The organism is Hyphococcus sp. D3-15 (genome assembly GCF_055809375.1).
Genome location: NZ_CM147910.1, coordinates 2933308 through 2946812 on the forward strand (window position 1 = coordinate 2933308; position 13505 = coordinate 2946812).

Sequence of the window (13505 nt, forward strand, 5' to 3'; positions counted from 1 at the left end):
CGGGCGCCAACGCATCGCGGCTATTTCAACAATGTCCGTACACGGCGGCGCAACACCGGCAGCAGCTCGCTCTCGAACCACGGGTTCTTTTTAAGCCAGGCATTGTTGCGCCATGACGGATGCGGCGTCGCGAAATATTGCGGGCGATAATCGCGCCAGCACTCAACCGTTTGCGTCAGCGTTTTTTTCGCGTCCGTTCCCAGATGCCAGTTCTGCGCATAGGCGCCCACCAGGATCGCCGTCTTGATATTTGGCAACGCCTCCATCAACCGCGCGCGCCAATGGACGGCGCATTCCTTGCGCGGCGGCAAGTCGCCGCCCTTTGCGTCATAGCCGGGAAAGCAAAAGCCCATGGGGATGATTGCAATTTTATCTTCGTCGTAAAATTCGTCTTCACTCACGCCCATCCAGTCGCGCAGGCGAACGCCGGACGGGTCCGTGAACGGCTTGCCGCTTTGATGGACGAGATTACCGGGCGCCTGTCCGTATACGGCGAGTTTCGCCTTCGACGAAGCGCGCAACACCGGGCGCGGCTGATGCGGCAGCGGCGCGCCTTTCGGAGCCTCGACGCATAAACGGCAAGCTCGGATTTCCTTTAATAATGTCTCAATCTTCATTTAGGACGCCGGGGATTAAGGTCTGTTCAATATTGCCATTCTATCGTGCGCGCCAATCAACTCCGGAGCACATCATGGTGAGATTTCTTTGCGCGCTCTTGTTTTTGAGCCTCACCGCCGCCTGCGGCCAGTCTGGCGCGGAAGACAAGACTGTGCAGGTCGCCGAAAATGATGCCGCCATGAACAAGGCGATGAATAGAGCCCGCGCCTCGCTGACGGAATTTTTGATCCTGGCGGAAAAACCCGCGCCGAACACATCGTCCTATGCGCTGAAGGTGCAGATCGAAGATCAATATGGCGTTGAGCATTTCTGGGTCACGCCCTTCACGCAAACCGCCACGGGATTCAAAGGCGTCATCAGCAACAGGCCAGCGGTCGTGCGCAAAGTTCGCGAAGGACAATCTTACGAATTCACGCGCGAGGAAGTCAGCGACTGGATGTTCATGAAGGACGGGAAAATTCACGGCGGCCATACCATCCGTGCACTGATCCCAACCCTGCCCCCTAAGGAAGCGGCGCAATATCGCGAAATGCTGGCCGACTTCTAGCGTCGTACGTCCATCGTTTACGCTTTGCCGCCTATTCGGCCGGCGTTTTGAAAACCGCGCCGCCGAGCATCACGAAATCAACGTCAGTAAGCTCGCTGATATCGGTCAACGGATCGCCATCCACGGCGATCAGGTCAGCCAGCAGGCCCGGCGCGATGCGTCCGCGATCACTGACGCCGAACAGATCAGCATTGTTGATCGTGGCGCTGCGGATCGCGTCAATCGGCGTTTGACCAAGCTCCACATGGCGGACCAACTCGCCCGCATTATCGCCATGGGGATAAACGCCGGCATCGGTGCCAAGCGCCATCTTCACACCCTTGCGCAAGGCGAGTTTGAAGCTTTCATCGGCAAGCGGCATCACCTCGCGGCCCTTTGCGGCGAGCGCCGGCGGCAGCGCATCCCAATCGATAGTCTGGGCGAGATACAGCGTCGAAATGAGATAGGTGCCGTTCTTCTTCATCACATTGGCGGCTTTCTCGGAGATCACCGAGCCATGTTCGATGGAATCGATGCCCGCTTCCGACGCCGCGATGATGCCCTCAGTCCCGTGCGCATGAGCGGCGACTTTGACGCCATGGCGATGCGCCTCGTCGGCGACCGCTTTCATTTCCTCAAAACTCATTTGCTGCGCGCCGACTGAATCTTCGAACGACAATACGCCCGCCGTCGCGCAGATTTTGATCACCTTCGCGCCATGCTTGAGTTGATAGCGCACCGCGCGGGTGAACCCGTCGGCGCCGTCCGCGACGCCGGTGGTTTCATCGCGCTCCAGAATGCCCGGGATAAATCCGGTGGTGTCGCAATGCCCGCCGGTAATGCCGAGCGCATAGCCGCCCGGAATGATGCGAGGGCCCGCCACCCGGCCCGCCTCTACCGCTTTGCCAAGCGCAACGTCGACATAGCCAAAGGCGCCGACCTCGCGCACGGTGGTGAACCCGGCGAGCAGTGTTTTTTCCGCATTGGCGGCGGCGCGGAAAGCAAAGTCTGCGGTCGTGAACCGCACTTCCGCCGTCTCAAAGCCCGGTTCGATTTGATAAACCAGATGCGTGTGCGCATCCATCAGACCGGGGAGCAAAGTCATGTCGCCGAGATCGACAATCTCGCCTTCCGGCGCGGAGGCTGGATTGATCGCCGCGATCTTGCCGTCCTCGACAACGATCACCGCCGGCGAAACATAGCGGCCCGATGCGACATCAAGATAGCGCGCCGCCTTCACCACGGTTGGCTGCGCCTGCGCGACCGCACCAAGCGCCAGCACCGAAGCGACGCTCGCCAGTATTGTCTTCATCTGCATGTCATACTCCCCAAGCCGCTTTGCGGCGAAAAAATCAACCAATCCAAATCAGGCCAATGACCGCGCCGGTCATCAGCGTCGCCAGCGTGCCCGCGACAAGCGCGCGCGGCGCCAGATCAATCACATCCTGACGGCGGTCCGGCGCCAGCGCCGTAAGCCCGCCAATCACAATGCCGAGGCTTGAGAAGTTTGCAAAACCGCATAGCGAATAAACAACGATCAGCATGGAGCGTTCGCTGAAAACCCCCGGCTCCACTTCCGCAAGGCGCAAATAGGCGACGAATTCATTGAGGGCGGTTTTCAGCCCCATAAATTCACCCGCCGCTTTCGCTTCCGCCCATGGAACGCCCGCCAGCCACATAAAGGGCGCGAACATCAGCCCGAGCATGCGTTCCAGCGTAATCGGCGCGCCGGCGATGTCCGGCGCCGCACTGAGGATGATATTGATCAGCGCCACCGCCGCGATAAACGCGATCAGCGAAGCAAGAATATTGAGATAAAGGCCAAGGCCGTCAGTCACGCCGCGCATAAAAGCGTCCATCGTGCCGCCATAACCGAAATCATCCGCAGCCTCGACCGGCGTCGGCGTCACGCCTTTGTCTTCAGGCATCATCACCTGCGCCATCAGGATCGCCGCCGGCACCGAAATGATCGACGCGACAATGATGTGACCAAGGATCGACGGGTCCACATCGGCAAGGATGATGGCGAACACCGCCATCACCGAACCGGCCACCGTGGCGAGATCCACCGGTAATGACAATCAGCAATTCCGGCCGGGAGATTTTCGAAAGATACGGACGGATGAGCAAAGGCGCTTCGGTCTGTCCTAAAAATGTATTCGCCGCTGACGACAACGCCACCGCGCCGCCGACGCGAAACACTTTTTCCAGAAGAAACGCAAAAGCGCGCACGAAAATCTTCAACACGCCCCAATGCCACATCACGGCGGAAAGGCCGGAGAAGAAGATGACGAGCGGCAGCGCGCCAAAGGCGAAGCTGAACATCGCGCCTTCATTAACGACTTCAAACGGCGCATCGCCGCCGCCGAGAAATCCGAACACAAAGGTCGTGCCTTCGCGGGTCGCCGCCTGCAGCACCTCAACCACGTCCTGCAGGGATTCCAGAGCGCGCCGGGCCCAGGGCTGATAAAGGAGAAACGCCGCAATCGCGATCTGCGCGCCGATGGTCCAGATTGCTGCGAAAAACGGAAATCGCATTTTCTGACTGGAAAACAGCCAGGCGATGAAAACGAAGACCACCAGGCCCATGGCGCTCTGTCCGCGCAGGCCAATATCCGCCAACTCAAATGGCAATTCCATGAAACTCTATAAACCCCTCAGCTGGCGCAAGTCCGGCTTGCAGCCCCGACACTTCCCCACGACCCTTTTATGACAGCCCGAACTATGCGCAAGGGAGGCCCTTTTGTCACTGATTCTGTTAATGTTCTTTGCGGCTTGCACAGCGCGCAGGGGTGACTATGGTGCCCCGAAAACCGTCAGTTTCTCGAGGACATGCCATGCTGCGTACGCCCCGCGCCGATCTGAAAGCCAACACGCTCGCCTATGAAGTCACACCGCTGGTCAAGCCCACAGGCTTCCGCGAATATGACGCCCGCTGGGTGTTTGAGAAGGAAATCAACCTGCTCGGCATCCAGGCGCTGGGCCAGGGACTTGGCACGCTGATCCGCGAAATGGGCAAGGAACCGCGCATTGTCGTCGGCCATGATTTCCGCGGCTACTCGACCTCGATCAAGCAGGCGCTGATTGTCGGCCTGATGAGCGCCGGCATCGAGGTCAATGATATCGGCCTCGCGCTGTCGCCAGTCGCCTATTTCGCGCAGTTCGATCTCGACATTCCCTGCGTCGCGATGGTGACGGCGAGCCATAATGAAAATGGCTGGACCGGCGTGAAGATGGGCGCCGCGCGTCCGCTCACTTTCGGGCCCGACGAAATGGGCCGCCTGAAAGAAATCGTCCTCAATGGCGAATTCAAGGACGCGCCCGGCGGCGCCTACAAATTTGTCGACGGTTTGCGCGAACGCTACATGGACGATCTCTCGAAGGGCGTCAAAATCAAGCGCAAGCTGAAAGTCGTCGCCGCCTGCGGCAACGGCACGGCGGGCGCCTTTGCGCCGGAAGTCTTGTCGCGCCTCGGCGTTGAAGTGATCCCGATGGACGCCGAACTCGATCATACGTTTCCGCGCTATAATCCGAACCCGGAAGATATGGAAATGCTGCACGCCATGCAGGCGGCGGTGCGCGAACATGGCGCCGACATGGCGCTTGGCTTTGACGGCGATGGCGACCGCTGCGGCGTAGTCGACGATGAGGGCGAAGAAATCTTCGCTGACAAGATCGGCGTGCTGATCGCCCGCGATCTGTCCGCCATTACGCCGAATGCGCAATTTGTGGTCGATGTGAAATCCACCGGGCTTTTCGTCACCGATCCGGTGCTGATCGAGAACGGCGCCAAGACCATCTATTGGAAAACCGGACACTCCTATATCAAGCGCAAGAGCCATGAGCTGGGCGCGCTGGCGGGCTTTGAAAAATCTGGTCATTTCTTCTTCAATAAGCCGATCGGGCGCGGCTATGATGACGGCCTGGTCGCCGCCATCGCCCTCCTCCAGATGCTCGACCGGGCGCCGGATATGAAACTCTCCGACATGCGCAAGTCGCTGCCGAAAACATGGCAGTCGCCCACCATGTCGCCCCATTGCGCGGATGAGACGAAATACGGCGTTGTCGAAAAAGTTGTGAAAGCCTTTGAAGAACGCGCCAAATCCGGGGGCACGATCATCGGTCAGAAAATTCGCGACGTGGTCACCGTGAACGGCATTCGCATCACCGCCGAAGACGGCACATGGGGGCTCATTCGCGCCTCCTCCAACAAGCCGGAGCTTGTGGTGGTGATCGAAAGCCCGACTTCGGAAGAGAACATGAAAAAAATGTTCGCGGAAATGGATGCAGAGCTGCGCAAACATTCTGAAGTCGGCGAGTATAACCAGAAGATCTAGTGGGCCTGCCGCTTAATAATGCGGCGGCGGCGGTTCGCGCTGGTCGCCATGGGCGATATTGTCCTCCACCGCCTTCAGCTCATCTGTAAGGCGCGCCACATCGCGCCTGAAGGTTTCAAGCAGCTTCCATTGGTCGGTCAGCGCCTTGGAGAGCTCTTCAATTGTGTGTTCCTGAAAGGCCGAGCGCTCTTCAAGCCGCTCAAGACGCGCATTCAATGTACCGTCCGTCATGACTGACATCCCTTCAATCCGCCCAATATCGCATTGGGCCTAAGGCCGTGGCGCCGCGATTACGACGCGGCCCATCCGATCCAGCTTCCCGATAGCGCGACCATGCTCGCCGCCGCAACCGCCCCGAGAATGCCGACCGCCGCGAGACGCGGCCCATGCAGGCGCGTCCATAGCAAAATTCCCGACAGCACCATAAACATCATCGCGCCCGCCATGGCGTCCATGATCAGGATGAACATCGCATTCACGCCCACCACTTTGTGCATATCGATCAATCCTTTGAGCAAGCTGGCATTGCTCCGCGTGACGGCGACGCGGTTGGCGCCCAGCTCATACTCGCCGGTAATGACTGCATTGGGCCCGCGAAAGCTCACCGTATAGCGCGGCGCCTGCTCGCCTTCGCGCCCGCCGAAAGAAACCGGCCCGCCAGCCCGGCGGCGCCCGCGCGAGGGTTCGGCGTTGATCTCGAATTCTTCCTGCATCCACGCCGCGAGCGCGTCTTCCCCGCCGATTAAATCGGGCGCGACGGGAACCGATAATGACGCAACCTCTTTCACCGCGCCGCCATCAATATGCATGATCGCCGTGCGGTGATTGAGATAGAAACCGGTCAGACCGAGCACAAAGAAAAACAGCGCCCCGAAAAAGCCGGTCCATGCATGGCTGCGCCGCAACCAGGTGAGAACCGTATTGGTCTGGAGGTTTTGCGGGATAAACAGATAGCCGCCAGCGCGGCGTTCGGGTTTTTTGGCTTTATCCGTGCTGGTGTCGCTCATCGTGATGGCCCGCCCCTTTTGCATTCATCCGTATCAACCCTGTGTAACGGCGCATGGGCGCAAATCCAGCGCTGGATCGGCAAGAAAAAGCGTCTCACTGATTTCGGAGCGGAAAGCACGCCGCCAGCCTTCCTATTTACTGCGCAGTAGCGGCTGGATCGGCGCATGCGCCGCGATCCATTGCTCCAGCGCGCCCCGGTCGGGCACGCCGATGCGGCCATATCCAAGGCGAATGATCCCTTCATCTTGCAAGCGCGACAATGTCTTGCCGATGGAGACACGGGAAACGCCAAGCGTGAAAGCAAGATCCGTTTGATTGCATTCCACTTCGTCCGCATGTTTGGCCGAGCGCGCCATACTGGCGATCAATTTCGCCGCTCGCACCGGCAAGGGCAGCCGCCGCAGATCATCCATGAAATCGAGCACGCTATAGAGCCGCTGCGTCGTCGCCTCCAGCATCAATCGGGACAGCGTCGGCTCCTCGTCGAAAATCCGGTCAAAGCGCGGTTTGGCGATCTGCTCGATCGCCGTTTCACCAACCGCGATCGCATCATGGGTGCGGGGCAAATGCGCGAACAAGGTCGCCTCGCCAAAACAATGCCCCGCCCCCAGAACCGATGTGGTGACGTAAGAGCCATCCGCCCCCGGTATGGCGAAGCGCACCGCCCCCGACGCAATGATGGACAGGCCCGGCTTCACGTCGCCGCGGGAATGAATGGTCTCGCCATCGCCAAAACGGGCCGCAACCGCCGCCCCATGCAGGCGCGCCGCCAGCCGGTCGGGCAGCAGCGACATCATCGGCAAGCTGTTGAAATCGTGCAGATCCGCCATTCCGCCTCAAATGCTAACTATTTAGCATTCTTGCGCGACGGGCGGTGATATTCAAGCCTCAGACGCCGGAAAACCGGCGCGCGGCATTAGGGAGCCAGCCTCATGAAACCGGAAATGATCGCGATCCTTTGCATTCTTGCGGGCTTCGCCCTGCTTGAGATCATCTTTACGAATTTCTTCCGCAAGCCGGGACAACGGCGCCAGGACGTCATCGTAGAATCGATCAGCATACTGACGCTTGTGCTGGTGACGCAGCCTCTGGCGCTGCTCGGCGGCGCCACTGTCGCGCATTTCGTCGCGCCCGGCGCGCAAGACGCGCTTGTCGGCATTCCGTTAATCGCAGGCATTGGGCTGTTTCTGATTTTCGATGACCTCACGCAATATTGGTGGCACCGCGCATCGCACAGCCTGCCCTGGCTCTATAATCTTCACCGCCCGCATCACAATGGCGAGTATCTTTCGATCCGCGTCGTCTATCGCAATAATATTTTCTATTATCTGTTGATGCCCGGCCTGTGGTTTTCCGGCGCGCTGATCTATCTCGGACTTGGCTGGATCTATGCCGGTTATATCGTCGTCAAAATGGCGGTGATTTTCGGCGCTCATTCCGACGTGCGCTGGGACGAACCGCTTTACAAAATCAAATGGCTCTCCCCCGTGATGTGGGTCGTCGAACGCACCATATCGACGCCGGCGACCCACAGCGCCCATCACGGCAAGCATCAGGCGGACGGCGTGACGAATTACAAAGGCAATTACGGCAATCTGCTGTTCTTCTGGGATGTGCTGTTCGGCACGGCGAAAATCACCCGGCGCTTTCCCGAACAATTCGGCGTGGAGAATCTGCCGGAAACCAGCGCGGGCGAACAATTATTGTGGCCGCTTGTCAGAACCAAAGATCAAAAAACTCCGCAGGCGGCGCCTGCGGAGTGATTGTGGTCGAAACGTTTCTGATAAACGCCGACTAGGCCTTCTTGAGGCCTTTGCGGCCGCGCCAGGCAAGTCCGCCAAGACCGGAGAGGAACAACAGCGCCGCGCCCGGAATTGGCACCTCGCCGAGATCGCCCTCAACCGTTGAAGCCGTGATACGCAGATTGTCGAACGCCGCATATCCGCCCTGCAGCAGGTCGATCTGCAATGTCACTTTTCCATTCGTCGCGCCGGCGGCAGACAGGGCGATGATCGCGCTCGTCCAGTCCGTCACGTTTCGCGCAGAGGCCAGGCCTTCAAGCGTTTTCTGATCGAGGATCGTGCCGCCGCCGGTCGTGTTCGCGCCGGTTGGATTGTCATAAAGCGTGAACTGGAAAATCGGCGTCACCCCATCGGGAACGAAGGGACCGCCAAAGGTGCTGAGGTCGATGCTGGTGATGTCTATGCCGAGATTGAAAAACGGCAGATCGCCAATATCGAACGTCAGCCCAAGCAAGTCATTCTGCGCGCTCGACAACATGCCAATGGAAAAGTCGCCGCCAATGCCGCTCGGGTCGGACCAGCCGGTGCCGAAGGCGGCGGTGCCGCCGCCCCGCGCCGAACCGGAAATGTTCAACACTTCAACGGTAAAGGCTTGCGCGAAATCAAAGCCGGCGGGCTGGCCGCCATAATTGTCGTTGATCGTGTCGAAAATATTCACGTCGCCGCCATCATTGCTGTAGGCGTCAGGGTTTTCAAAATCCTGATCATAGAGCACGACAGTGGCGGCGGATGCGGCGCCGGCCATGAGAGCGAATGCGGAAATCGTGGCGGTAAAAAGTCTGATCACTTGCTTCTCCCCAGAAACGTAACTGATTGCGCGCGCACAGTATCATTGTGCATGCGCGAAACAAGCTGGGCGCAAGTAAATATTTTTTTCTAATACCGAATCAGCGCGGAGCCCCAGGCGAGGCCGCCGCCAAGCGCGGCGAAGACCAGCAACTGGCCGCGCTGAATGCGCCCGTCGCGAATGCCCGCATCAAGCGCCAGCGGAATCGACGCCGATGAGGTGTTGGCGTGTTTGTCGATCGTCACGATGATCTTGTCGGTGGAAAGCTCAAGCTTTTTCGAACAGGATTCGATGATACGGATATTCGCCTGATGCGGCACGAACCAGTCAATCTCGTCGCGGCCGACTTTCGCGCGTTCGGTCACTTCAAACACGGCGTTGGAAATCTGTTCGACGGCATTGCGGAAGACTTCCTTGCCGTTCATGCGCACCTTGCCGACCGTGCCGGTGGATGACGGACCGCCATCGGCATAGAGATGCTTGGCCATCCGGCCATCGGCAGAAAGATAAGTCGCGAGCACGCCGCGCGGGCGCCGCGCGGTCTGCGGTTCCTCACCGCTCAACACCACCGCCCCGGCGCCGTCGCCGAACAACACGCAGGTTGCACGATCTTCCCAGTCGAGGAAGCAGGACAGTTTCTCCGCGCCGATGATCAGCGCATGTTTCACCTGTCCGGTTTTGATGAAGTCATTGGCGATATTAAGCGCGTATAAAAATCCGGCGCAGGCCGCCGAGACATCGAAGGCGATGCCCGGAGGCGCGCCGATTTTGTCCTGCACATAGACGGCGACAGAAGGGAAGGTTTTGTCCGGCGTCACCGTGGCGACAATGATCAGCCCGATATCGCGCGGCTTCAACCCGGCCTGGTCGAGCGCGCTCCAGGCGGCGGCGGCGGCGAGGTCGGAGGTCGCCACGTCATCGGCGGCGAAATGGCGCTGGCCGATGCCGCTTCGGCTGCGGATCCATTCATCGGAAGTGTCGACGATTTTGGCGAGATCGTCATTGGTCACCACGCGTTCGGGCAAAAATGATCCTACGCCGGATACAATGGTTTCGATCGCCATCGTGACGCCTCCCCTGAGTCTTGCAAACGGACAATGTAGGCATGCCGGGCGGATATGACGACGACAAATTTGCCGCACCGCACAAGTTTCTGCCCGGCCATGTCAGCCGAGAAAGACGTCGTAGGCAAGCGCGCCGGAGGCGAACAGCACATAAGCGCCGAATCCCCTGGACAGGAGGTCGCCATCGAGATGGTGCGCCGCCTTTGCGCCAAGCGGCGCCGCGACGCCCGCCATCAGCGCCATCGCCGCAAAGGCGGGCAAATTCACATATCCGAGCGACGCCGCCGGCAGCGCCGTCGCCGCCATCCCCGATGCGATGAAACCAATCACCCCCGGCACGGCCACCGCGACCCCGAAACCCGCAGAGGTTGCGATCGCCTGATGCATGGTGCGCCCGGCGAGAGTCATCACCATCACGCCCATGGCGCCGCCGCCGATTCCCATCAGGCTTGAGAAAAAGCCGGTCCCGAGCCCGAGCGGCACTTTCAAGCGCTTACGATTGAGGTTTACCGGTTTTGCGTGGCCCTTGTTTTTGGCGAAGAGCCGCCGATAGGCAACATAGAAGGCGCCGCCCGCAAAAACGATGGTCAGCAACTCCGCCGGCGCCCAATGGGCGAGCGCGCCGCCCGCGCCGGCGCCGAAGGCGATCCACGGCGCCCATTGGCGCAGCATCTCAACATCCACATGACCGGCGCGATGATGCGTCGACAGCGAGCGCAGCGACGTGACGATGATCACCGCAAGCGAGGTTCCGATCGCGGTTTTAAGACTGGGGCCATCCTCATAGCCGAGCAATTGAAAGATCGCATAAAGCGCCGGCGTCGTAATCACGCCGCCGCCAATGCCGAACAGGCCGCCGGCGAAACCGGACGCAAAACCTGCGGCAAGCAACGCGGAAATCAACAGCCAGTGTTCGGTGAAAAACGCAGTCATCAGACGGGCTCTTTTGCGTGCATGGCGTTCAACGCATCATCGAGCAAGGTGGCGCGCGCCGCGCTGGCGTTTTCAGAAAGATAGCGCCGCCAGCGCCGGGCGCCCGGCGCGCCGTGATAAAGTCCGAGCATGTGACGCGTAATAGAATGCGGCCGCACGCCTTTCGCGAATTCGCGTTTTACATAGGCCGACATCGTCTTGACCACATCGTCGCGGGACGGCGCTTCACTCATATCGCCAAAAATCAACTCGTCCACCGACGCCAGCAGATAGGGCGCGCCATAGGCGGCGCGGCCGAGCATGACGCCGTCAAATTCCGCCGCCAGCGCTGACGCATCCGTAATGGTCTCGATGCCGCCATTTAATATGATGCGTAAATCGGGACGCGCTGCTTTCAATCGACGGACCAAATCATAGTCGAGCGGCGGGATGGTGCGGTTTTCTTTCGGCGACAATCCCTGCAGCCATGCCTTGCGCGCATGAACAATGAAGACCTCGCAACCGGCCGCGGATATTTTCTCGACAAAACCGAACAGGCTTTCTTCCGGATCCTGATCGTCAACGCCGATGCGGCATTTGACTGTAACCGGAATATCGACCGCCGCCTTCATCGCCGCCACGCAATCCGCCACAAGGTCGGGGGTCTTCATCAGGCAGGCGCCGAACGCGCCGGACTGCACCCGGTCCGAGGGGCATCCCACATTCAGATTGATTTCGTCATAGCCGAAATCCGCGCCGAGCCTTGCCGCCTGCGCGAGTTTGTCCGGCTCGCTGCCGCCGAGCTGCAGCGCCACGGGATGCTCGCTGTCGTCAAAGCCCAGCAGAAAGTCCCGGTCGCCATGCAGCACCGCCTCGGCGGTGATCATTTCCGTATAAAGCCGCGCGCGCTTGCTCAGCAGCCGGTGAAAATACCGGCAATGGCGGTCCGTGCCGTCCATCAACGGTGCAACGCAGAATTTATGTGTTTGTTTTTTTTGCATATTTCTTAGGCGGCAACAGCTTCGGCAGTCTCCTTCCCGCACACAGATAGACGAATTTGCGCAGGTTTAAACCGGTTTCGATTGCTCATTGCACATAGAGCGCACAGGAAATTGGCCCTCTACAAGAAACTCTCTTCGAGAATTGGCGTGCCCAGATACGCCGAAAAGGCTGCTACGCCTCCGAGACGTTTCGCCGCCGCGCCGATGCGGAAAGCTGGGCCTCGAAATGGAGCGCCGCGCTGACCGGGGCGAGAGCGTCGCCGCCAAACACCGCCGGGAAGACATCATACGGAAGAGGGTCGCAACTTCCTGATGCGCATCTTCATCCCCCGAAAAGCTGACCTGCGCCAGCGCAGCGATCATCTGCTGCTATTGAAACCACGCCATCATAGTCCCCTTCCGTAGGAGCAAGGCGGCGAATAAGGATGACGCCGGTTCTTGTCGGTGAAACATGGCGCTCTTGAGCCCGACCGGCGGAAAGTTCTGAGCTCTTTGACGTCAACAAAATGTCGGCGCCGTTTTCAGCCCGCACAGTCGCAAAATTATTCGTCTGCGCATCATAAAACGACACAGAGGAATATGCGGGCCAAGGCGCGACGGTGAGGTTGATCGGGCCTTCGCTGAGATCGTACAGGCACAAGGAATAGGCGAGATCAGACGAAGGCCGAACGACTGCTTGCGACTGCGGCGTGACGCGCTGGCTCAGGCGAAATGTGTTGACGTCCAGGTCGCCTTGCTCAGCAATCTTTTTGGTCGCGACGGTCATGATGACGCCGGGGATAGCCTGCACCGCCGCTATATGAGCGATGGCGAATCCCGAGGCTAACGCGGCAAGGGCAAAAAACGCTCTCCTCATGAAGCCTCTCCCTTGGCACAGGTCAGCTTTTTGACTGATGGCGGGTCGAAAGCGCTTTCTGGTGACGACTGTAGATCTGAAGCCGGCCGATAGATGCGAAGGGTCAGGTCGAAGCGACCCGCATTGCGTGACGATACCCAACGCTCCTCCCCCTCAGGTTTAACCGGCGCGATGATTGCAGTCCATTGTTGCGTTTCGCCTGCCTTTGTCGCGTCAATCGAGAGGGCATTGTCAGTGTTGTCAGGAAGCCTGCTGTCGGCGTCATAGAGCGTTATCGACCACCACTGCCCGGGAAACGCCAATCCCGATAACTGGTATTTGCAGCTCTCACGCAATCGCTCGCCGGAATCGTCGACATTGCGCGTAAAGTAGATGGCCTCCGATTTTGAAAGGGCCAGAAGTCCGCGGCGGGCGACGCCTGCGCGGACATAAGGATTGGCGGATGCCGAACCGATGGCCAGATCGGTTTTCCAGCCAGCGACATCGATACCCTTCAGCCAACGCTGCGGCCCGGGGCCAAAGCCCGAAAGCCAGAGCACTGAGAACAGCCCGAGCGCGGAGCCAATAAAGAATGAAAATAAGATTCTCATGCGG

The 13505-nt window shown here is 59.5% G+C and carries 16 protein-coding genes; 3 read left to right on the forward strand and 13 right to left on the reverse strand.

The genetic code is table 11. The features are described from left to right. Positions 1 to 20 precede the first annotated feature (20 nt). A complete protein-coding gene (locus tag AC0L8G_RS14560; protein WP_473384901.1) occupies positions 21 to 617 on the reverse strand; it encodes a uracil-DNA glycosylase family protein in 597 nt (198 codons plus the stop codon). Positions 618 to 691: 74 nt separating this feature from the next. Here AC0L8G_RS14560 and AC0L8G_RS14565 point away from each other — a divergent pair, with 74 nt between their 5' ends. Continuing rightward, positions 692 to 1165 carry a YegJ family protein gene (locus AC0L8G_RS14565; protein ID WP_473384902.1) on the forward strand — a complete coding sequence of 158 codons (474 nt, stop codon included), beginning with the start codon at positions 692 to 694 and terminating at the stop codon, positions 1163 to 1165. A gap of 31 nt (positions 1166 to 1196) precedes the next feature. Here the strand turns inward: AC0L8G_RS14565 and AC0L8G_RS14570 are convergent, their stop codons facing one another. Genes AC0L8G_RS14570 through AC0L8G_RS14580 form a run of 3 tightly spaced genes read right to left on the reverse strand, consistent with a single transcriptional unit; the run spans position 1197 to position 3784 of the window. After that, positions 1197 to 2462 carry a metal-dependent hydrolase family protein gene (locus tag AC0L8G_RS14570; protein ID WP_473384903.1) on the reverse strand — a complete coding sequence of 422 codons (1266 nt, stop codon included), beginning with the start codon at positions 2460 to 2462 and terminating at the stop codon, positions 1197 to 1199. A gap of 34 nt (positions 2463 to 2496) precedes the next feature. After that, positions 2497 to 3183, reverse strand: coding sequence for a nucleoside transporter C-terminal domain-containing protein (locus tag AC0L8G_RS14575; RefSeq protein ID WP_473388880.1), 687 nt, complete (start codon positions 3181 to 3183; stop codon positions 2497 to 2499). Then, positions 3065 to 3784, reverse strand: coding sequence for a Na+ dependent nucleoside transporter N-terminal domain-containing protein (locus AC0L8G_RS14580; RefSeq protein WP_473384904.1), 720 nt, complete (start codon positions 3782 to 3784; stop codon positions 3065 to 3067). Before AC0L8G_RS14580 ends, AC0L8G_RS14575 begins: the two co-directional genes overlap by 119 nt. Before the next feature lie 197 nt (positions 3785 to 3981). Here AC0L8G_RS14580 and AC0L8G_RS14585 point away from each other — a divergent pair, with 197 nt between their 5' ends. After that, entirely contained in the window at positions 3982 to 5481 is a 1500-nt protein-coding gene (locus AC0L8G_RS14585) for a phosphomannomutase/phosphoglucomutase (RefSeq protein ID WP_473384905.1), read from the forward strand. A gap of 12 nt (positions 5482 to 5493) precedes the next feature. Here AC0L8G_RS14585 and AC0L8G_RS14590 read toward each other — a convergent pair whose 3' ends face one another. The 3 genes from AC0L8G_RS14590 to AC0L8G_RS14600 all read right to left on the reverse strand — a co-directional run bounded on the left by AC0L8G_RS14590 (position 5494) and on the right by AC0L8G_RS14600 (position 7319). Next, entirely contained in the window at positions 5494 to 5712 is a 219-nt protein-coding gene (locus AC0L8G_RS14590) for a SlyX family protein (RefSeq protein ID WP_473384906.1), read from the reverse strand. Between the two features lie 59 nt (positions 5713 to 5771). Then, on the reverse strand, positions 5772 to 6488 hold the full coding sequence (locus AC0L8G_RS14595; RefSeq protein ID WP_473384907.1) for a PepSY-associated TM helix domain-containing protein: 717 nt from the start codon (positions 6486 to 6488) through the stop codon (positions 5772 to 5774). 132 nt (positions 6489 to 6620) lie between these two features. Further along, positions 6621 to 7319 carry a Crp/Fnr family transcriptional regulator gene (locus tag AC0L8G_RS14600; RefSeq protein ID WP_473384908.1) on the reverse strand — a complete coding sequence of 233 codons (699 nt, stop codon included), beginning with the start codon at positions 7317 to 7319 and terminating at the stop codon, positions 6621 to 6623. A gap of 102 nt (positions 7320 to 7421) precedes the next feature. On the opposite strand from AC0L8G_RS14600, the gene AC0L8G_RS14605 reads away from it, so the two are divergent. Beyond that, positions 7422 to 8252 carry a sterol desaturase family protein gene (locus AC0L8G_RS14605; protein WP_473384909.1) on the forward strand — a complete coding sequence of 277 codons (831 nt, stop codon included), beginning with the start codon at positions 7422 to 7424 and terminating at the stop codon, positions 8250 to 8252. Positions 8253 to 8283: 31 nt separating this feature from the next. Here AC0L8G_RS14605 and AC0L8G_RS14610 read toward each other — a convergent pair whose 3' ends face one another. From AC0L8G_RS14610 to AC0L8G_RS14635, 6 genes are all read right to left on the reverse strand, one after another. After that, on the reverse strand, positions 8284 to 9078 hold the full coding sequence (locus tag AC0L8G_RS14610) for a hypothetical protein (protein ID WP_473384910.1): 795 nt from the start codon (positions 9076 to 9078) through the stop codon (positions 8284 to 8286). Between the two features lie 89 nt (positions 9079 to 9167). Beyond that, on the reverse strand, positions 9168 to 10142 hold the full coding sequence (locus AC0L8G_RS14615) for a beta-ketoacyl-ACP synthase III (protein ID WP_473384911.1): 975 nt from the start codon (positions 10140 to 10142) through the stop codon (positions 9168 to 9170). 102 nt (positions 10143 to 10244) lie between these two features. Next, the gene (locus AC0L8G_RS14620) at positions 10245 to 11075 is read right to left on the reverse strand and encodes a sulfite exporter TauE/SafE family protein (protein ID WP_473384912.1); all 831 of its coding nucleotides are present in this window, start codon (positions 11073 to 11075) and stop codon (positions 10245 to 10247) included. Further along, positions 11075 to 12055 (reverse strand): tRNA dihydrouridine(20/20a) synthase DusA, encoded by a 981-nt coding sequence (gene dusA / locus AC0L8G_RS14625; RefSeq protein ID WP_473384913.1) that lies wholly within the window; start codon positions 12053 to 12055, stop codon positions 11075 to 11077. The genes AC0L8G_RS14620 and dusA overlap by 1 nt, the downstream gene beginning before the upstream one ends. A 322-nt stretch (positions 12056 to 12377) precedes the next feature. Continuing rightward, positions 12378 to 12911: a DUF1254 domain-containing protein gene (locus tag AC0L8G_RS14630; protein ID WP_473384914.1), complete on the reverse strand. Its 534-nt coding sequence runs from the start codon at positions 12909 to 12911 to the stop codon at positions 12378 to 12380. Further along, complete coding sequence (locus AC0L8G_RS14635; RefSeq protein WP_473384915.1) at positions 12908 to 13501, reverse strand: DUF1214 domain-containing protein; 594 nt, start codon at positions 13499 to 13501, stop codon at positions 12908 to 12910. Before AC0L8G_RS14635 ends, AC0L8G_RS14630 begins: the two co-directional genes overlap by 4 nt. Positions 13502 to 13505 lie beyond the last annotated feature (4 nt).